Annotated in this window: 13 protein-coding genes and 1 other annotated feature; of the genes, 11 read left to right on the top strand and 2 right to left on the bottom strand. The window is 53.7% G+C overall.

What is annotated here, in order from left to right; all coding sequences use genetic code 11:
- The first annotated feature begins 80 nt into the window (after nt 1-80).
- From tig to yihA, 5 genes are all read left to right on the top strand, one after another.
- Nucleotides 81-1,367, top strand: a complete 1,287-nt coding sequence (gene tig, locus BMW41_RS00875) for a trigger factor (RefSeq protein WP_074648008.1) — start codon at nt 81-83, stop codon at nt 1,365-1,367.
- A 100-nt stretch (nt 1,368-1,467) separates the two neighbouring features.
- Nucleotides 1,468-2,052 (top strand): ATP-dependent Clp endopeptidase proteolytic subunit ClpP, encoded by a 585-nt coding sequence (gene clpP, locus BMW41_RS00870; protein WP_031471861.1) that lies wholly within the window; start codon nt 1,468-1,470, stop codon nt 2,050-2,052.
- 27 nt (nt 2,053-2,079) lie between these two features.
- Entirely contained in the window at nt 2,080-3,390 is a 1,311-nt protein-coding gene (gene clpX / locus BMW41_RS00865; protein ID WP_074648006.1) for an ATP-dependent Clp protease ATP-binding subunit ClpX, read from the top strand.
- A 112-nt stretch (nt 3,391-3,502) separates the two neighbouring features.
- Nucleotides 3,503-6,037 (top strand): endopeptidase La, encoded by a 2,535-nt coding sequence (gene lon / locus BMW41_RS00860; RefSeq protein WP_074648002.1) that lies wholly within the window; start codon nt 3,503-3,505, stop codon nt 6,035-6,037.
- Nucleotides 6,034-6,624, top strand: coding sequence for a ribosome biogenesis GTP-binding protein YihA/YsxC (yihA, locus tag BMW41_RS00855; RefSeq protein WP_074647997.1), 591 nt, complete (start codon nt 6,034-6,036; stop codon nt 6,622-6,624). The genes lon and yihA overlap by 4 nt, the downstream gene beginning before the upstream one ends.
- Nucleotides 6,625-6,745: 121 nt before the next feature.
- Here the strand turns inward: yihA and BMW41_RS00850 are convergent, their stop codons facing one another.
- Together BMW41_RS00850 and BMW41_RS00845 are read right to left on the bottom strand one after the other, a co-directional pair.
- Complete coding sequence (locus BMW41_RS00850) at nt 6,746-7,279, bottom strand: DUF4364 family protein (RefSeq protein ID WP_074647994.1); 534 nt, start codon at nt 7,277-7,279, stop codon at nt 6,746-6,748.
- 34 nt (nt 7,280-7,313) lie between these two features.
- Entirely contained in the window at nt 7,314-8,462 is a 1,149-nt protein-coding gene (locus BMW41_RS00845) for an NAD(P)-dependent malic enzyme (RefSeq protein WP_074647991.1), read from the bottom strand.
- 272 nt (nt 8,463-8,734) lie between these two features.
- On the opposite strand from BMW41_RS00845, the gene BMW41_RS00840 reads away from it, so the two are divergent.
- From BMW41_RS00840 to pheT, 6 genes are all read left to right on the top strand, one after another.
- Nucleotides 8,735-12,211, top strand: a complete 3,477-nt coding sequence (locus BMW41_RS00840) for a DUF5717 family protein (protein ID WP_074647986.1) — start codon at nt 8,735-8,737, stop codon at nt 12,209-12,211.
- Between the two features lie 17 nt (nt 12,212-12,228).
- Nucleotides 12,229-13,452: a DUF5716 family protein gene (locus BMW41_RS00835; RefSeq protein WP_074647980.1), complete on the top strand. Its 1,224-nt coding sequence runs from the start codon at nt 12,229-12,231 to the stop codon at nt 13,450-13,452.
- The gene (locus BMW41_RS00830; protein ID WP_074647976.1) at nt 13,449-14,261 is read left to right on the top strand and encodes a hypothetical protein; all 813 of its coding nucleotides are present in this window, start codon (nt 13,449-13,451) and stop codon (nt 14,259-14,261) included. The genes BMW41_RS00835 and BMW41_RS00830 overlap by 4 nt, the downstream gene beginning before the upstream one ends.
- Nucleotides 14,262-14,271: 10 nt before the next feature.
- A complete protein-coding gene (locus tag BMW41_RS00825; protein WP_074647971.1) occupies nt 14,272-14,688 on the top strand; it encodes a zinc-ribbon domain-containing protein in 417 nt (138 codons plus the stop codon).
- A gap of 95 nt (nt 14,689-14,783) precedes the next feature.
- Nucleotides 14,784-15,030 (top strand) — a binding site (T-box leader).
- 175 nt (nt 15,031-15,205) lie between these two features.
- Nucleotides 15,206-16,255, top strand: a complete 1,050-nt coding sequence (gene pheS / locus BMW41_RS00820; protein ID WP_074647965.1) for a phenylalanine--tRNA ligase subunit alpha — start codon at nt 15,206-15,208, stop codon at nt 16,253-16,255.
- Nucleotides 16,256-16,271: 16 nt separating this feature from the next.
- Nucleotides 16,272-18,692 (top strand): phenylalanine--tRNA ligase subunit beta, encoded by a 2,421-nt coding sequence (pheT, locus tag BMW41_RS00815; protein ID WP_074647959.1) that lies wholly within the window; start codon nt 16,272-16,274, stop codon nt 18,690-18,692.
- The last annotated feature ends 246 nt before the right edge of the window (nt 18,693-18,938 follow it).

Genomic DNA, 18,938 nt, shown 5'->3' with positions numbered 1-18,938 from the left:
TTCGTGTGATATAATGTTGATTCGTAGTGTGACGCCGTGAAGAAGAATGGCGGTACAAAAATTCAAGGAGGACTCCACTGATGAGTGTAAAGGTAGAGAAGACAGACGAAAAGAATATTATTAAGCTGACCGTTGAAGTACCGGCAGAGGAATTTACGGCAGCGCTGAACCAGGCGTTCAACCACAATAAGAAGAATATCAACGTTCCGGGATTCCGTAAGGGTCACGCAACCAGAACCATGGTTGAGAAGATCTACGGAAAGGGCGCTTTCTATGAGGAGGCTGCACAGATCGTTGTGAACGGTTCTTACCGCCAGGCAGTAGAGGAGTCCAAAGAGGATATCGTTTCCGGACCGGCGATCAACATCGTTGAGATGGAAGAGGGCAAGACTTTCGTTTACGAGGCAACCGTTGCTGTAAAGCCGGAAGTTGAGCTCGGCGAGTACAAGGGCATCACAGTAGAGAAGGCTGACGATCAGGTTACCGACGAGGATGTTGAGAACGAGCTGAAGAACATCGCAGACAGAAGCGCACGTCTTGTGGATGTTACCGGTGAGATCAAGTCCGGCGATCAGACCGTAATCGATTTCAAGGGCACCGTTGACGGTAACGCATTTAACGGCGGCACAGCAGAGGATTATCCGCTGACCATCGGCTCCAACCAGTTCATCCCGGGATTTGAGGATCAGATCATCGGACACAAGACCGGTGAGACCTTTGATGTCAATGTGAAGTTCCCGGAGGACTATCACGCAAAGGATCTTGCAGGCAAGGATGCGGTATTTGCCGTAACCGTTAAGTCCGCAAAGCAGAAGGAGCTTCCGGAGATCAACGACGAGTTCGCTGACAACCACTCCGAGTTCTCCACTCTGGCAGAGATGAAGGAAGATCTGAAGAAGAAGGTTCAGGAACGCAAGACTGCAGCCGCAAAGACCGAGAACGAGAACAAGGTCGTTGAGAAGGTTGTTGAGAACGCAAAGGTTGAGCTTCCGCAGCCGATGGTTGATACCGAGTGCAGAAGCATGATCGACAATTATGCAAACCAGCTTCAGAGCCAGGGCCTCAGCCTTCAGGATTACCTGAAGTACACCGGCCAGACCATCGATTCCATGATGGAGCAGCTGAAGCCGAACGCTGTTAAGAACATCACAACAGGTCTTGTTCTTGAGGCAGTTGCAAAGGCAGAGAACATCGAAGTATCGGATGAGGACTTTGAGAAGGAAGTTCAGCACATGGCAGATCAGTATAAGATCGAGCTTGAGCAGATGAAGAAGTTTGTGACAGAGGACCAGAAGGAGCAGATCGTAGAAGGCCTCGCAAGAACCAAGGCCATCGATTTCCTGGTTGGCGCAGCAAATCTTCAGTAATTCGTATTTAACAATATAAGAAAACTGTCGAAATATTCCCGGGGGCATCAGCTCTCGGGATATTCGCGATATACGCGATTTATAAGAAAGGACGAAGACAATGGCATCATTAGTACCTATGGTCGTTGAGCAGACCAGCCGCGGTGAGCGTTCCTATGATATTTATTCCAGACTTCTGGCCGACCGTATCGTGTTTCTTGACAGTGAAGTCACGGACGCACAGGCAAGTCTGATTGTTGCACAGATGCTGTTCCTGGAAGCAGAGGATCCGGAAAAGGATATCAACTTCTATATCAACAGCCCGGGCGGTTCCGTAACCGCAGGCATGGCGATCTATGATACCATGCAGTACATCAAATGTGATGTATCCACGATCTGCCTCGGTATGGCAGCCAGCATGGGGGCATTTCTTCTGGCCGGCGGCGCAAAGGGCAAGAGATATGCGCTTCCGAACGCAGAAGTGATGATCCATCAGCCGAGCGGCGGTGCTCGCGGTCAGGAGACCGAGATCCGTATCGTAGCGGAGCAGATTCTGAAGACAAGACAGAAGATGAACGAGATTCTTGCCGCAAACACCGGCAAATCTGTTGAGGAAGTTGCCCGCGACACGGAGCGTGACAATTATCTGACCGCCGAAGAGGCCAGAGAATACGGCCTGATCGACCGTGTAATCGAAAAACACTGATAGAGTGAAAGAATAAGAGGTGGGCGGATGCCAAACAGAAACGACAATGAGATCAGATGCTCCTTCTGCGGAAAAACGCAGGATCAGGTGCGAAAAATGATCGCAGGAGCGAACGGAGTATACATTTGCGATGACTGTGTAGAACTCTGCGGAGAGATCCTCCAGGAAGAGCTGGAAGATTATAAGGGAAAACAGAAAAAGAATATCCGCCCGGATTTCACCGGCATCAATCTGCTGAAGCCGAAGGAGATCAAGGAATTCCTGGACGAGTATGTCATTGGTCAGGATGAGGCGAAGAAAGTTCTCTCTGTTGCGGTATACAATCACTACAAGAGAATCACCTCCAAGTCGGAGACCGATGTGGAATTGCAGAAGAGCAACATTCTCATGCTCGGCCCGACCGGTTCCGGCAAAACCTATCTTGCGCAGACACTTGCCAAGATTCTGAATGTTCCGTTTGCGATCGCAGACGCGACCACACTGACGGAGGCCGGATATGTCGGCGAAGATGTCGAGAACATCCTGCTGAAGCTGATTCAGGCGGCAAATTACGATGTGAGCCGCGCGGAGTACGGTATCGTATACATCGATGAGATCGATAAGATTACCAAGAAGTCTGAAAATGTCTCCATCACCCGAGATGTATCCGGTGAGGGTGTACAGCAGTCCCTTCTGAAAATTCTTGAGGGAACCATGGCAAGCGTTCCGCCGCAGGGCGGAAGAAAGCACCCGCAGCAGGAACTGATTCAGATCGATACGACCAACATTCTGTTTATCTGCGGCGGTGCCTTCGATGGTTTGGAGAAGATCATCGAGAGAAGAATCAATGCCGGATCCATCGGATTCAACTCGGAGCTGGTGGATAAGAACAGCTTCGACTTTGATTCTCTGTTCCGCCAGGTGACCACACAGGATCTGACCAAGTTTGGTCTGATTCCGGAGTTTATCGGACGTGTTCCGGTGACGGTGGAACTCAGCACACTGACCACCGAGGCCCTGATCCGGATCCTGACCGAGCCGAAGAATGCGCTGATCAAGCAGTATCAGGCGCTCTTTGATCTCGACGGTGTAAAACTCGAATTCACGGAGGATGCGGTAGAGGCGGTTGCCAAAAAGGCAGTGGAACAGAAGACCGGCGCGAGAGGACTTCGCTCCATTCTGGAGAACATCATGAACGACATCATGTATGAGATTCCGTCGGATCCGACCATCGGCATCTGCACGATCAACGCGTCCTGTGTCAACGGTGAGACAGAGCCGGCGATCACACACCGTGATTCGTCCGCGGCCAGAAAGTCCTTTGCGAAGAAAAAGGGCAGCCCTGTCGAGAGCGCATAAAAGTGAATAGTAATCCTGCCGGAACATATGGGCAGGGATATAAAGAGGGGTGTGAGATTTCCGCGTCTGCGGACGTTTTACAGCCCTCCTTTGATAAAACGAGGTTTATAGAATGGCAAAAAGCAAGAAAACAATTCCGATGATCGCTCTCCGCGGTCTGACACTCCTGCCGGGAATGAAATCGACCTTCGACTGCGTCACGGAAAAGTCTGTGGGCGCGCTTGCCGCTGCAATGGCGGAAGGCCGGAATGTGTTTCTGGTCAGCCAGATGGATGAGGATGCGGTGGACCCGCTGCAGGATGATCTGTTTTCACGCGGTGTAATCGCACATATTCACCAGTACATGAAGGCTGCGGACAATCTGGCCCGTGTGACGGTGGAGTGCGGTCCCATCGCGGAATTACTGAATATGAGCGATGCCGGAACGTGCTTCCGCGCGGAGATCGCCCGGATCGACCATGTCACCGATGATCTGCCGGCGGAATCGAAACCGGCAATGCTCCGCGTGCTGCGGGACCAGCTCCGGGAACTTCATCGCTTTGCGGGGGAAACCGTGTATGAGACGGTGGATGAACTTCTCAAGATCCGGAAGCTGGAGGTGCTGATGGAAAAACTTCCGACGGAGCTTCCGTGGAACTGGGAGGCAAGACAGTCGGTTCTGGAGAGCGCAACTCTCAGCGAAGTTTTTCAGGTTGAAATGCAGATCCTGATCATGGAGACACAGGCGGATCAGATCCGTCACACGTTCCAGGAAAAGGTTCAGGAGCGCATCGACAAGCACCAGAAAGAATATGTTCTTCACGAACAGATGGCGGAGATCCGGGAGGAACTCGGAGAGCGGAGCGATCCGGAAACCGATGCCGATGAGATGCGGAAAAAGGTGGATGAACTGGTGGCCTCCGACGAGATCAAAGAAAAGATCCGAAAGGAAATCAACCGGTTTGAGAATATGCCCATCGGAAGTCAGGACACGAATGTTCTCCGAACCTATCTGGAGACGGTTCTGGAACTTCCCTGGGACAAGCGGACGGAAGACAACATTGATCTCTCCCATGCCCGTGAAGTGCTGGAAAAAGACCACTACGGCCTGGAGAAAGTGAAAGACCGCGTACTGGAAGCACTTGCGGTCCGCATTCTGACCGGAGAAGGCAACGGACAGATCATCTGTCTGGTCGGACCTCCGGGAACCGGAAAGACATCCATCGCCCGCTCCATTGCCCGGGCTCTGGGACGCAAGTACGTCCGCATCAGTCTCGGCGGCGTTCACGACGAGGCGGAGATCCGCGGACACCGGAAGACGTATGTCGGCGCGATGCCGGGACGTCTTGTGGAGGCCCTTCGTCAGGCTCAGGTGAGCAATCCGCTGATGTTGCTGGATGAGATCGACAAGGTCTCCTCCGACTATCGCGGCGACACCGGCGCAGCTCTTCTGGAGGTTCTCGACACGGAGCAGAACTCGCATTTCCGCGATCACTATGTGGAGATGCCGATTGATCTATCACATGTCATGTTCATCGCGACCGCAAACAATAAGAGCACAATTCCGCTGCCGCTGCTGGACCGAATGGATATCATCGAGGTCAGCAGTTATACGGAAAATGAAAAATATCACATTGCCAAGGATTATCTGATTCCCAAGCAGCTGGAGAGAAACGGCCTGAAGAAGAGCCAGCTGACCATACAGGCGGCAGGACTTCGACGGATCATTCACAATTATACGAGAGAGGCCGGCGTCCGCAACCTGGAGCGACGGATCGGCGACATCTGCCGCAAGACGGCGAGACAGATTCTGGAGAAGGATGAGGTGAAAGTCCGGGTTACCGAGAGCAATCTGGAGAAATATCTCGGCCCGGAGCGGAATCCGGAAGAAGACCGGAACCGTGTGGATCAGGCCGGAATCGTGACCGGTCTTGCATGGACCAGTGTCGGCGGCGTTACGCTTCAGATCGAGGTCAATACCATGCCGGGCAAAGGCCAGCTGATCCTGACCGGGCAGATGGGCGATGTGATGAAGGAATCCGCGCGGATCGCTCTTACCTGGGTCAGAAGCGTTGCGACAGACTATCAGGTTCCGGAAGACTGGTTTGACCGGCATGACATTCACATTCACATCCCGGAGGGAGCCGTGCCGAAGGACGGTCCGTCTGCGGGTATCACCATGTCCACCGCCATGCTGTCGGCGGTCAGCGGACGCAAAGTCCGCGCGGATCTTGCCATGACCGGAGAGGTGACTCTCCGCGGACAGGTGCTCATGATCGGCGGACTGAAGGAGAAACTTCTTGCGGCGAAACAGGCGGATATTCACACGGTTCTTGTGCCGGCCCGCAACCAGCCGGATGTGGAGGAACTCTCGGGAGAGATCACGGACGGACTGGAAATCCTCTATGTGGAGGAGATGAGAGATGTGATTAGGCGCGCATTCTGCCCGGATGAAGCGGGAAAGAGCGCGAAGACAAAAACATCGAAAACATCAAAAACAGCGAAAAAGACACTGAAAAAGACGGCTGCCGCAGATACAGAGAAGGCCGTGAAGGCGGAGAAACCGGTTAAGAAGACCAAAACGTCAGAACCGGTAAATGCGGACCGGCTGTCCGGCAAGACGGAGTCAGCCTCCGGGGAAATGGTTACAGGAAAGAGGAAGAAATGATCATCAAGAATTGTGAGTTAGAGAGGGTATGCGGCATTACCAGTGTTCTGCCGGAGAATACACAGCCGGAGATCGCATTTGCGGGGAAATCCAATGTCGGAAAGTCCTCTCTGATCAACTCCCTGATGAACCGGAAATCTCTTGCGAGAGTCTCCGGAACACCGGGAAAGACGCAGACCATCAACTACTATAAGATCAACAATGCATTTTATTATGTGGATCTTCCGGGTTACGGATATGCGAGAGCCAACGAGGAAGTGAAGGCGCAGTGGGGAAAACTCATCGAGGATTATCTTCATCAGTCCCGCCAGCTCCGCGCGGTCTTTCTTCTCATTGATATCCGCCATGATCCGGGTGAAAATGACCAGATGATGTTCCAGTGGATTACGACCCGCGGATATACGCCGGTTATCATCGCAACCAAGGCGGATAAGCTGAAGAGAAGCCAGATTCAAAGCCATCTCGCAGCGATCCGCCGGACACTGAATCTGGTGGAGGATTATCCGGTTATCCCGTTCTCCTCGGAGACAAAGCAGGGACGGGAGGAAGTCTGGAACATGATCGACGAGATTGTGTCTGCGGAATAAAGAAAGAGTGTTTGGGCGCCACAGGAAAATCCGGGGGACTTTCCTGTGACATAAATAGAGGGGACATCCGCCGGTTTCGGCGGATGTCCCCTCTATTTTGTTCTATACAGTGCACAGCCGTTTACAGTTCGTCGTCTTCCTTCATCAGGGTTTTCATGATGAAGGCGTAGATCTCCTGACTGCGTTTTTTCCAGTGATTGCTCATTTTTCCGGCCTGCTCCTCATCGGGAACCGCGATCTCGAGATTGATGAGATGGGATTTGCCCTCCCGGATCTCGCAGTGGACCATATAATCTCTGGAGTCAGCGCGGTAGAATTCCGAAACGGTACCGACAGCCTCCTTCATGCGGAGACGGTTTTCGCTGAGAAAGGAATCGATGTCCTCGATGATCTCCGGGGAGATCTTGGAACCGAAGAAATCCAGAGCCTGAACGCCTTCGTGCGTGATCTCATATCGGCTGGAGCTGTGAAGCTCCTCCTTCCGGATCAGGCCCGCTTCTGTAAGCTCTGTCAGGGCGTTCTGGAGAGAGAAATAGTTGGTATATTCCCTGGTCAGAAAGAAATCCGAGAACTGTGCGCCGGTGAGCGGGAATGTGACCTTGCTCAGCATGTACAGTACCATCAGCTTATAGAGTGTAACCGGTTCAGACATCATGGTGAAATCTCCGTTATGTTTAATCTATCGTGGATCAGATGAACTTTTTAACTGCTTCCGCGACCGCGTCGGCCACACCCGGAGCAAATGCCGGCGGAAGGATATGGGTGTCGTCAAGCTGGTCATCCGGGACAAGCGCTGCGATTCGGTCTGCGGCGGCAAGCTTCATCTCCTCGGTGATGCCGGCAGCTCTTCCCTCCAGCGCACCCTTGAAGATGCCCGGGAAGATCAGGACGTTGTTGACCTGATTCGGGAAATCGGAGCGTCCCGTTCCCACAATTCTTGCACCGGCTTCTCTGGCGAGATCCGGCATGATCTCCGGAACCGGATTTGCCATGGCAAAGAGGATGGAATCGTGGTTCATGGATTTCACCATTTCCGGAGTGACAATGCCCGGAGCGGATACGCCGACGAAAATATCGGCGCCGACAAGCGCATCGGCGAGAGTGCCGCGCTTATGCTCGAGATTGGTTACCTCCACCATCTGCTCCTGCATCCAGTTGAGTCCGTCCATGCCCTTCGAGAGCATGCCGGCTTTATCACACAGGGTGAGGTGCTGGAAACCGTAGCGGAGAAGAAGCTTGGAAATGGCGATTCCGGCGCTTCCTGCACCATTGACCACGACCCTGCAGTCTTCCTTTTTCTTGCCGGTGACTTTCAGCGCATTGATGATGCCGGCGAGAACGACGATGGCGGTACCGTGCTGGTCATCGTGGAAAACCGGAATCGAAAGACGCTTTTTCAGACGCTCCTCGATCTCAAAACAGCGCGGCGCGGAAATGTCTTCCAGATTGATGCCGCCGAACGCCGGAGCAATGCGGCAGACGGTCTCGATGATCTCCTCGGTGTCCTGTGTGTCCAGACAGATCGGGAAGGCGTTGACACCGCCGAATTCCTTAAAGAGAACACATTTTCCCTCCATGACCGGCATTGCGGCAAGAGGACCGATGTTGCCGAGCCCGAGAACCGCGGAACCGTCGGAGATGACAGCAACGGTGTTGGATTTGATGGTATAACGGTAAACCGCCTCGGGATCTTCGGCGATTACTTTGCACGGCTCGGCAACGCCCGGTGTGTAGGCGAGAGCCAGATCTTCGGCGTTGTTTACTGAAGCCTTACATTTCGTTTCGAGTTTACCGTTCCATTCTTCGTGAAGCTGAAGCGCTTTTTCTGCATTCGTCATTGCATGCTCCTTTTGCCATCCGTGCGGCTGAAAATTTTGGAAATGTGGGTCCCGCGGCCGAAAAAAACAGGAAATGAGGGCGGGAATATCAATATTATGTACAACATAACTATATTATCAGGGAAATGTGGTTAAATCAAGATTCTGACGAATGGAAAAATTGAGGGGCGGATAGTGAATTCAGTGAAAAAATATGCTATGATTAACGTCGATGTACTCTGCCCTGACGGCGGGAATTTTCGGAATTACTAAGATAAAAGGTGACATAGGGTATGAAAGAACGAATCAATCGTCTCGCAAGAGGCATTATAGATCAGGAAAAGCCTGAGATGACATGGCAGCCGGAAGTGGCCGGAGAGATTGTTCGTGCAGACGGAGTTTCCGGGCATGAACTGATCGTGAGCTCGGCAAACGGCTTAAATGTCAAGGGATTCGTGTACTCATCGTCAGCGAGAGTGAGGATTCCGGAGTCGGGAAACTCATTCGGCGGTCTCCGCAACCGGATCCGCTATGAGGTGGATACTTCTTACCTGGCACCGGGGGACCGGATTGAAGGAAAATTTATTCTGGTAACCAACTGCGGAGAGCAGGAAATCCCATACGAGTTTACGGTGGACAGCGGGGCTCCGGGAGAGCGGCTGGCGGATCTGAAGACGCCGAAGGATTTTCTGCGGATTGCGGAGCAGGATCAGGAGACAGCACTCCGGCTGCTGGGATACCGCGATTTTATCGATGCCCCCTTTATGCAGGATCTTCATATCCGTACCGTTTATGACGGTCTGGCCAATCACGGAAGCCGCCAGAACTTTATGGAAGAATTCCTGATTGCCATCGGCGTCAAGAAACCGGTGCGTCTGATGACGGACGGAGCTCCGCGGGAATATTCGGATCCGGCGGAACGGATCGAGGACAACATCGTGATCCGCTGTGATTCGTGGGGTTATTTTTCGCTGGAGGCGGAGAGTGATTCGGATTTCATCCTTCTGCCGAAAAAGAGCGCAACCGAACAGGACATCCGGGACGGTGCGCTGCGGCTGCCGTTTACGGTGCTGCCGGATCATCTCCATCAGGGGATCAATCTGGGAGCCATCCGCATCCGGTCGACACTTTTGAATATCTCGATTCCGGTCACGGTTCGGATCTCCTCCGACCGGAACCGCGACGAGAGAGTCTGCGCCGGCAATGAAGTGGTTGGGATCTTTTCAGAAGCGCTGGAGTCGCTGAAAAACGGAGAGTCCGGCACACAGATGGCGGAAAAAATCCGCAGAAGAATCGAACGGCTGGAGGCAATTGACGGAGAGCAGAAGAACCTTCTGATCTACCGTCTCTGTGCCGATACGCTGGATGAAAAGCGAAGCACCAAGCAGTTCATGGCGGATATGCGGGAGGCAGGAATGTCGGGAAACCGCACCGGCGGTTCGGCCGGGGATTCGTATCTTGCCATGCTGGAAGCATGCGGGATGTTTGACGGAGACGAGGACGGCATTGCGCTCTATTCCATGCTGGAGCGTGTCTTTGACCGCGGATCCCGAAGCCCCTTCCTTTATCAGCGGGTGCTTCAGATTTTTGAGGTCCATCCGGAGATTATGAGGGAGGCGGATGATCTCACCGTTCTGACGGGCTGGTATGCCGTCCGGAAAGCATCTGTTTCGAGGGAGATGGCATTCCGTCTGGCGGCGCTGGTGGAAGAGCGCAGGGACTATTTTGCTCCTGCCGTGAGCCTGATGAAGAAGCTTTACGAACAATATCCGGACGACCGGATTCTGACTGCCGTTGTCCGGATGCTGATCCGCGGCGACCGCAGGGAAGAAAAGGATTTTCCGTGGTATGAAAAAGCCGTAAAGCATGACATCAGCCTGACCAAACTGTACGACTATTTTCTGTATTCTCTTCCGGAGGCCTATGACCGTCTGCTTCCGGAGAGCGTGCTGATTTATTTTACCTATGCGCAGAATCTGGACCGCGAAAGCAGAGAGGTTCTGTATTACAATATTCTCCGGTATGCGGCACCGGATTCCCGGATTCTTGAGGAATATCGTCCGATGATGGAGAGGGCGGCGCTGGAGGAACTGTTTGAGGGCCGGATCAACCGGAAACTGGCGTTCCTTTACCGTGCGACCATCTATGACGAGATGATCGACGCGCAGCTCGCGAGAATTCTCCCGCCGATCCTCCGGAGCGCGCGGATCACCTGCCGGAATCCTCAGATGAAATACGTTGTGGTTGTTCATGAGGAGCTGGCCACGGAGGACGCGTATCCGCTGAAACGGGGCAAGGCATATGTTCCGCTGTTCGGCGATCGGGATGTCATCCTCTTCCAGGACAGCTTCGGAAACCGCTATGCATCGGTGAAATACGAGTGTACACCGGCCATGGACAATATTGACGCTACGCTTGCGGCATGCTATGCTCGGTGTCCGGACAATCCGATTCTTCAGACGGATGCATGTATCCGTGTCATGGAAAAGGAGGAGATCGGAGCGGAGGAAGCGGAGATTCTGATCCGTGCGGACGAGACGCTGGAACTTCATCCGCTTTTCCGCGCGAAACTGCGCGCGGTGCTGATCCGTTATTATCGGAAGAACGCCGGTAAGGAAAATGATTTGCTGAGCGACGGGGACATCCGGTATCTGCTCCGCCTGGATCCGGCCCGGCTTTCGCAGGATGACCGGACCATGATCTGCGCAATCCTTGTGGAGAGCGGACGGCTTTCGGAAGCCTGGGAGATGATGGAAAAATACATCCTGACCGGACTTTCTGATGAACTGACGGCGGTTCTGGTTTCCCATCTGATTCTGGAACGGCTCTTTGAGGAGAACGGTCTTCTCCTTCATCTCGCGTTCCGGCTGGGAGAGAGGGACCGGGAAGACAGTATCATTCTGGATTATCTGTGCGAGCATTTTAACGGCACGATCTCGCAGATGATGGGGATTCTCCGGAAAGCAATCCGGAGCCATGTCGAGACGTATGACATGGAAGAGCGCATTTTAGCCCAGATGCTGTTCACCGGACTGACCGAGAAGATGGATTCGGTGTTTGAACTCTATGCTTCCGGGGAACACACCAGTGAGAATATTGTGCGGGCATATTTTACCGTCCGCTGCCGGGAATATTTCCTTGAGGACCGGAATCCGGGCGACCGGATGTTCCAGTATCTGGAGGGACTGGTGGATGCGACGGCAGAAAAGGAAAAACTTCCGGACATCTATATGCTGGCGCTGACCCGTTATTACGCGACACTGCCGGATCTGGACCACGCGCAGCGCGCGATCTGCCAGACACTGGTTGATGCGCTGATTGCCGAGGGACGGGTATTCGCCTATTACAAGGATCTCGCAAAATTCATTCTTGTCCCCGGGGATATCATGGACAAGGAGATCGTCGAATATCACGGGAAAAAGGATATCGTCCCGTATCTGCAGCTACGGATCCTTCCGGAGGAGGAAGAGTTCCACTATGAGGGCATGAAAACGGTTTATCCGGGAATTTACATCCATGAGAAGGTTCTGTTTGAAGGGGAGATCATGGAGTACCGGATCGAGGAAGTGCAGGACGGCGAAAAGACCATTGTGGATGAGGGAAGCGTATCCTGCAGGGAAGTACGGACCATTGCCCCCGGAAACCGCTTTGCGAATCTGAATGAGATGAGCCTGTCAGCGGACATGAAGAGTGACAGGGGACTTCGCGATAAAATGATCGAATATATCAAAAAAGACGCCGCAGTGGGAGAGCTTTTCCCGCTGCAGTGAAGGGGAATTGATTTGAGATGGAAGGTTTGATAATTGGCATTGATTTGTGCAACAACCGCACGCATATTACGCTTGCGGAGCCGGAGATGACCTGGGTGATCCCGACGGTCCTCTGCAAAAACCGCAAATTCGATGAATGGTATGTGGACGAGGAAGCCTACGCCCACACTCTCGTCGGCGACGGCGTGATGGAGGACAAACTCCTTACGCAGGTTATGAAGGACGGCACGGCGACCATCAGCGGCGTAAAATACGAGGCGCTGACGCTGCTCAAAATTTTTCTGGAGAAATGCCTTCTCTATCCGAGGAAGGAGACCGGAATCACGGAGATTGAGAGTCTCGTCATCACAACAACCAGACTGGATGTAAAAATGATGGACAGCCTGATGTACTGTGCCGATTATCTCGGCATTGACCGAAGCAAGGTGCACATCATCAGTCACACGGAGAGTTTTGTCTATTATGTGGCGAGCCAGAGAAGAGATGTCTGGAGCAATCAGGTCGGTATGTTCGACCTGGAGGATGAGGAACTCCATTACTATGAAATGCGCGTACAGAGATCCCTTCGCCGGACGGTGATTCTGGCGGACGGCGAGCGCATGGAGGAGGGGTTCCGTCTGGACGTCCTCGACAGCGACGCAGGTCAGAAGGTGGGCGACCGGATTATGAGCGCCTGCGCGGACCGCAATCTCGGACGGAGACTGTTTTCTGCGGTCATCCTGACGGGAAAAGGGTTTGAGGACACCGATTGGGCACCGGATTTTATGAAGAAGGTCTGCTATCGCCGGAGAGTCTTTACCGAGACGGATCTCTTTTCCAAGGGAGCCGCGCTTCGGGCGAAAGATCTGACTGCCGAGAAGACGGCATTTCCGTTCACGTGCATCTGTGACGGTCATCTGCGGACCGGTGTCTCGCTTCGCATTCAGGACCGCGACCGGGAAGGGCAGCTCTCCATGGCGGCGGCAGGCGAGAACTGGTATGAAGCCAGAAGCACAACGGAATTCATCGTGGCCGGAAAACCGGAGATCGAATTCATCCTCACGCCGATCGATCAGAAGAAACAGACGACGGTGACCATTCCGCTGGAGGGATTCCCGGACCGGCCGGACCGCACGACAAGAATCAGTCTTTCTCTTGGATTTGCCAGTGAAAACCGGATGATCGCGGTGATCCGTGATCTCGGCTTCGGAGAGTTCTACCCGGCAACGGGGACCGTGATTCGGAGGGAGGTAGAGTTATGAGTCTGATCATGGTCAGACCGGAGCAGGTAGAACATCCGTATTATGTGGAACCGCTCGGCGTCCATATCGGGTCTTCTCAGGAACTCTGCTATGTGATTTACAACAATCTTCTGATTGTCATGAATGATTTTGTCAATGACCGCCTGATCGATTTTATCCGACGGGAACTGGGACGCCCGCTCCTTGCCGACCGGCTTTCCGCGTGGAAGCGAAGCAGAGAGAATCCGGCCGAAATGCTGGCGATCATTCTGGATGACTGTAATTATTACACCACGAGAGAGGTCAACGCATTCCGCCAGAGAATCGAATCCCTACGGAAGATGACCCAGAGTGAATTCTGGAAGGAGACGGCGGACAATTACTATCGTCTTCGTCAGTACGGAACGGCGGTGCGCTATTACGAGAAGATTCTCGATGAATGGCGGAACGGCTCCCTGACGGACGAGTTTACCGCGAATGTGTGGAACAATGTCGGCGCATGTTATGCGGGCATCTTCTGGTTTGAAAAAGCCATGGGCGCGTATGAAATGTCCTACAATTTCCGAAAGGAAATGTCGACCATCAAAAAGCTCTATCTTCTGACACTGCTGAATCCCGAACTTGTGCTGAAAGACCGTTACCGAGTACTGATCACAGAGGAAAAACGCCTCGAGTGGAAAGCGGAGCTCCGGAAGGCGATGGAAGAAGCGGGAGAATGCCAGAAGGTGAAGGACGTGGAACGGCTGTTTGACCGGGATCCCATCCGAAGAGCCGAGGGGGCGGAAAAAATCATATCCCGATGGAAACGGGAGTATCGAAAGATGCTGTGAGGAGGAAGGAATGTACTGTCCAGAGTGCGGCGCAAAAGTGCGCAGAGATGAAGATATCTGTCCGGAGTGCGGGGCGGATCTGTGGGCGGATGAGACGTCCGGGCCGACCGAGCAGGAACTCCTCCGGATGGAAGCGTGGGTTACAAAGCGGAAAGTACAGCATCGGCTTCTGTCTTTGCTCGGTTTTCTGTTGGGGGTGATGATCTTTTTCGGATCGATTCTGTTTGCCGCACAGAAACTGGCCGGCAGCGATAAAGTTTCCAAGATTTATAAAAAACTCGGAATCAGCACGGAAGAGGCGGGTCCGGAGGAAACCGTATCCGTGGAAAATGCTGCCGGGGTAGTCATGGAAGACCAGCAGGCGGAGAATACCGAGGCCCGTGAGACGTCGACGGCTGCCGCCAAGGCGAAGTCAAAGAAGGGATGACGGCGTTCCGGCAGAGGAGGATCCGACTTCCCGCCGGCAAATCTTGACAAAAGGACTTTGTGCCGATAGAATAATCAATGTTTACAACATGAAAGCAAAAAGCGATGAAGGTGAACAGTAGGAAAGCGCACACCCCGACAGAGAGAGAAGATCACTGGCTGGAAGTCTTCTCCGGAACGAGCACCCTCCGAATTTCGCACCGGAGCTGCCGTGCTGAATCCCCAAGACGGGGCGGTAGGCGCGGACGGGCCGTACACGTTACGTATAAGATAAGAGCCTGTATTCAAGGAATACGGGAACCGGGGTGGTACCGCGGGATCAAAAGAAGATCACGTCCCTGCAGCGTAAGCTGCAGGGATTTTTTGTTTCATCGGAAATTCTCCGAAATTCCCTATGAAACAAAATCGCTCCGCGAGGATGCGTCACCCACCGGGCGGGAGAAAAAAAGCTGCCTGAGCAGCACGCACAGGGCGCGCAGAGTTTCCCGTGTGAGACTCAGAAACTATGGAGGAAAAAGATGGCTGATTTAAACGAACTCAAAGAAGCGGCGAAATCGCTTCGCGATGAGATCCTGAACAATGTCAAGGATCTGGCAAACTCGAAGGAAGCGTATGAACTGCGCAAGGTGTTCCTGGATTCCAAACAGGGCAAGATCGGACAGCTCATGAAAGAGATGCGCACGGTTCCGAACGATCAGAAGCAGGAGTACGGAAAGACCGTCAATGAGCTGAAGCAGTGGGCGCAGGCCCGCTTCGAGGAAGTGGACCGCGCGATGAAGGAGAGAGAACTCCAGAGCCGCTATGAGAGAGAAAAACTGGATGTCACCATGCCGGCGGTGGAGACCGTTCCGGGAAATCTTCATCCGGTCACCCAGGTCAGAGAAGAGCTGATCGACATTTTTGCCTCCATGGGTTTTGAGGTCTACGAGGGCAAAGAGATCGAGAACGATTATTACAACTTCACGGCGCTGAATACCCCGCAGGATCATCCCGCCAGAGATATGCAGGATACCTTCTATGTCTCCCCGGAGTTTCTTCTGAGAACGCAGACCTCCGCAGGTCAGATCCACGTCATGGAGGCGAAGAAGCCGCCGATCAAGATTCTCTCTCCGGGACGGGTTTTCCGCTCCGATGACGATGCAACCCATTCTCCGATGTTCCATCAGATGGAAGGTCTTGTGGTGGATAAGCACATCACCCTCAGCGATCTGAAGGGAATGTTGGATACCTTTGTGCAGAAGATCTACGGCGAGAACACCACGACGAGACTTCGTCCGTCCTATTTCCCGTTCACGGAGCCGTCGGTGGAAGTGGATGTCAGCTGCTTTGAGTGCGGCGGAAAGGGCTGCGGACTGTGCAAGGGAACCGGTTGGATCGAGGTTCTGGGCGCAGGTATCGTCAACCGCAAGGTTCTGGAGAACTGCGGTCTGGATCCGGATGAGTACAGCGGTCTGGCGTTCGGAATCGGTCTTGAGCGTATTGCGATGCTGAAGTACGGCATCAACAACATCAAGCTGATGTTCGAGTCCGACATGGACGTTCTGAAGCAGATCAACGATCAGGAGTAAGACGGGGGGAAGAAATATGTTAGCACCATTAAGCTGGCTGAAAGAATATGTAGATATCGACGTAACACCGCAGGAACTGCAGGACAGACTTTTTTCCTGCGGATTTGAGGTGGAAGAGCTTTATCAGGTCGGAAAAGACATCGACGGCGTCGTGGTAGGATATGTGGAATCCTGCGAGCCGATTCCGGATACCCATCTCCACGTGTGCCAGGTCAATGCCGGCTCTCACGGAACCTTCCAGGTGTGCTGCGGCGCGGACAATGTCACCGCGGGAAAGAAGTTCCCGGTAGCCCTTGTGGGCGCGCAGGTCATCGAGACCGCAAAAGATCATGTGACGGTTCTCGGAACCGCAAAGATCACCAAGGGAAAGCTCCGCGGATATGAGTCCAACGGCATGCTCTGTTCCGGTACCGAGCTCGGCCTGAACGAAGACCTCTATCCGGGTGCCGGATACAACGGCCTTCTGGTTCTTCCGGATGACGCGGAGATCGGCGCGGACATCAAGCCCATCGTCGGACTCGACGACTGGATCTTTGATATCTCCGTCACCGCGAACCGTCCGGACTGTCAGTGCATCTACGGCATTGCCCGCGAGGTTGCCGCAGTGCTGGAAAAACCGCTGAAGGCACCGGCTCTGGATTATCACGAGACCGATGTGAAAAATGATGGCTTTGACGTAACCGTTGAGGCGGAAGATCTCTGCCCGCGCTATATCGGCCACTATGTATATGATGTGACCATGGGAACCGCTCCGCAGTGGATGCGACGCCGTCTTGCCCTTGTCGGACACAATTCCATCTCCAACATTGTCGACATCACCAACTATGTCATGACCGAACTCGGACAGCCGATGCACGCCTTTGACGGAAACTTCCTCAGAGGAAACCGGATCATTGTTCGCAGAGCGGCAAACGGAGAGAAAATCACCACTCTCGATGAGAAAGAGTTTGAGCTGACCGAAAAGAACCTGGTGATCTGCGACGCGGAAGGACCGGTTGCGCTGGCCGGTGTCATGGGCGGTCTCAATTCCGAGATCCGCGAGGATACCACAAGTGTCACTTTTGAGGCGGCAAAATTTGCCAGAGACAATATCCGCAAGACATCCCGCGGCCTCGGACAGATCTCTGATGCATCCGCGGCATTCAGCAAGGGCGTCAACGAGTACACGGTGGAGATGGCCATGAAGAGAGCGCTTCATCTGGTGGAGGAACTCGGCTGCGGCAAGGTTTCCTCAACGCATGTTGACCGCAACACCGGCAATTCTCTTCTTCCCACCGAGATGAAGGCGAGCATCCGCCGCATCAACGGCGTTCTCGGCATTGAAGTGCCGAATGACGATATTGTCCGCATCCTGACCAATCTGGATATGAAGCCGGTGATCAGCGGCGATGAGCTGACCATTCAGGTTCCGGCCTACCGCGAGGACATGGAGTCTTATCCGGACATCGCCGAAGAGCTGATCCGTATGTATGGCTATGACCATGTAAAGAGCACCTTCCTTCAGAATGCGCAGGTAACCGCCGGTGGAAGAAATCCGAGACAGAAGGCGGAACTGAAGCTGAAGAGACGGCTGTGCGAAGCCGGCGTATACGAGGGAATGCATTATTCCTTCTTCGGCCCGTCGGATCTGGACCTTCTCCGTCTTCCGGACGATGCGCCGGAGAGACATGCCATCCGTCTGATCAATCCGATCACGGTGGACCTGTCACTGATGAGAACAACGCTGGCTCCGCAGATGATCCGCGCCATCGCCCGCAACCAGAAGAAGGGCAACTATGACGGCCGTGTCTTCGAGCTGGCAAGCCGTTTTATTCCGAAGGATCTTCCGCTGACCGAATATCCGGAAGAAAAGTCCACGCTCTGCATCGGAATCTGGGGCGAGAAGGAGAGTTTCTTCACGCTGAAGGGTTTGTGCGAAGTCGCAGCGGAAATGCTGAACGTGAAGTTCACTTATGAGCCGGCGGAAAAGACCTACCTTCATCCGTACCGCACCGCGAAGATTCTGGTTAACGGCGAAGAGGCGGGTTACCTCGGACAGATCGCATATCCGGTTCAGAATGATGTGGATATGCGTGATCCGGGTTACATTGCGGAGATCGATATGGAACTGCTGTCGAAGTATTACGGCGCAGTCCGCAAATTCCGTCCGCTTCCGCAGTTCCCGGTGCAGAAGAGAGACCTGGCTCTGGTTATGGATAAGACCGTGAGCTGCGCGGAGGTAACCGAGGCGATTGAGAGCTCTTCCAAGCTGATCACGGATGTCCGTCTCTTTGACGTATATGAGGGACTGCCGATTCCGCCGACCAAGCGCTCGATGGCATTCACTGTCACCTTTACGCCGGACGGAGAAGAGCTGACCGCGGAGACGGTGGACGGTCAGGTTGACCGCATTCTCCGCAAACTCAGCCACACCATGGGAATTGAGCTGAGAAGCTGATATCATAAACGCAATCATGGACGAAACTGAAACGGGTCGAAACACGCTTCGCGGGTCTCGAGCGTTTCGCGGCAGCCGACAGTGCCTCGCCGGAGCGTGGGCTTTGGCGAGTCAGCCGCGTAAATTCAAGGGATCCGGGGCAATATCGGCCCCGGATTCTTTGTTTCCTTTATCAAACTGTGTTATGATCAATGCAGACAGTGAGTGAGGGGCCGCGCCTGCACGGGGGGCTGCGACTGCCGCGAT

Source organism: [Clostridium] aminophilum (genome assembly GCF_900101295.1).
Taxonomy (GTDB): domain Bacteria; phylum Bacillota; class Clostridia; order Lachnospirales; family Lachnospiraceae; genus Clostridium_R; species Clostridium_R aminophilum_A.
This window is presented reverse-complemented; position numbering and strand designations above follow the sequence as displayed.

Bases quoted from the DNA above. Each gene is read 5' to 3' on its own strand.
- clpP (WP_031471861.1), top strand. From the start codon at position 1,468: ATGGCATCATTAGTACCTATGGTCGTTGAGCAGACCAGCCGCGGTGAG.
- BMW41_RS00845 (WP_074647991.1), bottom strand. From the start codon at position 8,462: ATGACGAATGCAGAAAAAGCGCTTCAGCTTCACGAAGAATGGAACGGT.
- BMW41_RS00830 (WP_074647976.1), top strand. From the start codon at position 13,449: ATGAGTCTGATCATGGTCAGACCGGAGCAGGTAGAACATCCGTATTAT.
- yihA (WP_074647997.1), top strand. From the start codon at position 6,034: ATGATCATCAAGAATTGTGAGTTAGAGAGGGTATGCGGCATTACCAGT.
- BMW41_RS00840 (WP_074647986.1), top strand. From the start codon at position 8,735: ATGAAAGAACGAATCAATCGTCTCGCAAGAGGCATTATAGATCAGGAA.
- clpX (WP_074648006.1), top strand. From the start codon at position 2,080: ATGCCAAACAGAAACGACAATGAGATCAGATGCTCCTTCTGCGGAAAA.
- pheT (WP_074647959.1), top strand. From the start codon at position 16,272: ATGTTAGCACCATTAAGCTGGCTGAAAGAATATGTAGATATCGACGTA.
- tig (WP_074648008.1), top strand. From the start codon at position 81: ATGAGTGTAAAGGTAGAGAAGACAGACGAAAAGAATATTATTAAGCTG.
- BMW41_RS00850 (WP_074647994.1), bottom strand. From the start codon at position 7,279: ATGATGTCTGAACCGGTTACACTCTATAAGCTGATGGTACTGTACATG.
- BMW41_RS00825 (WP_074647971.1), top strand. From the start codon at position 14,272: ATGTACTGTCCAGAGTGCGGCGCAAAAGTGCGCAGAGATGAAGATATC.
- BMW41_RS00835 (WP_074647980.1), top strand. From the start codon at position 12,229: ATGGAAGGTTTGATAATTGGCATTGATTTGTGCAACAACCGCACGCAT.
- lon (WP_074648002.1), top strand. From the start codon at position 3,503: ATGGCAAAAAGCAAGAAAACAATTCCGATGATCGCTCTCCGCGGTCTG.
- pheS (WP_074647965.1), top strand. From the start codon at position 15,206: ATGGCTGATTTAAACGAACTCAAAGAAGCGGCGAAATCGCTTCGCGAT.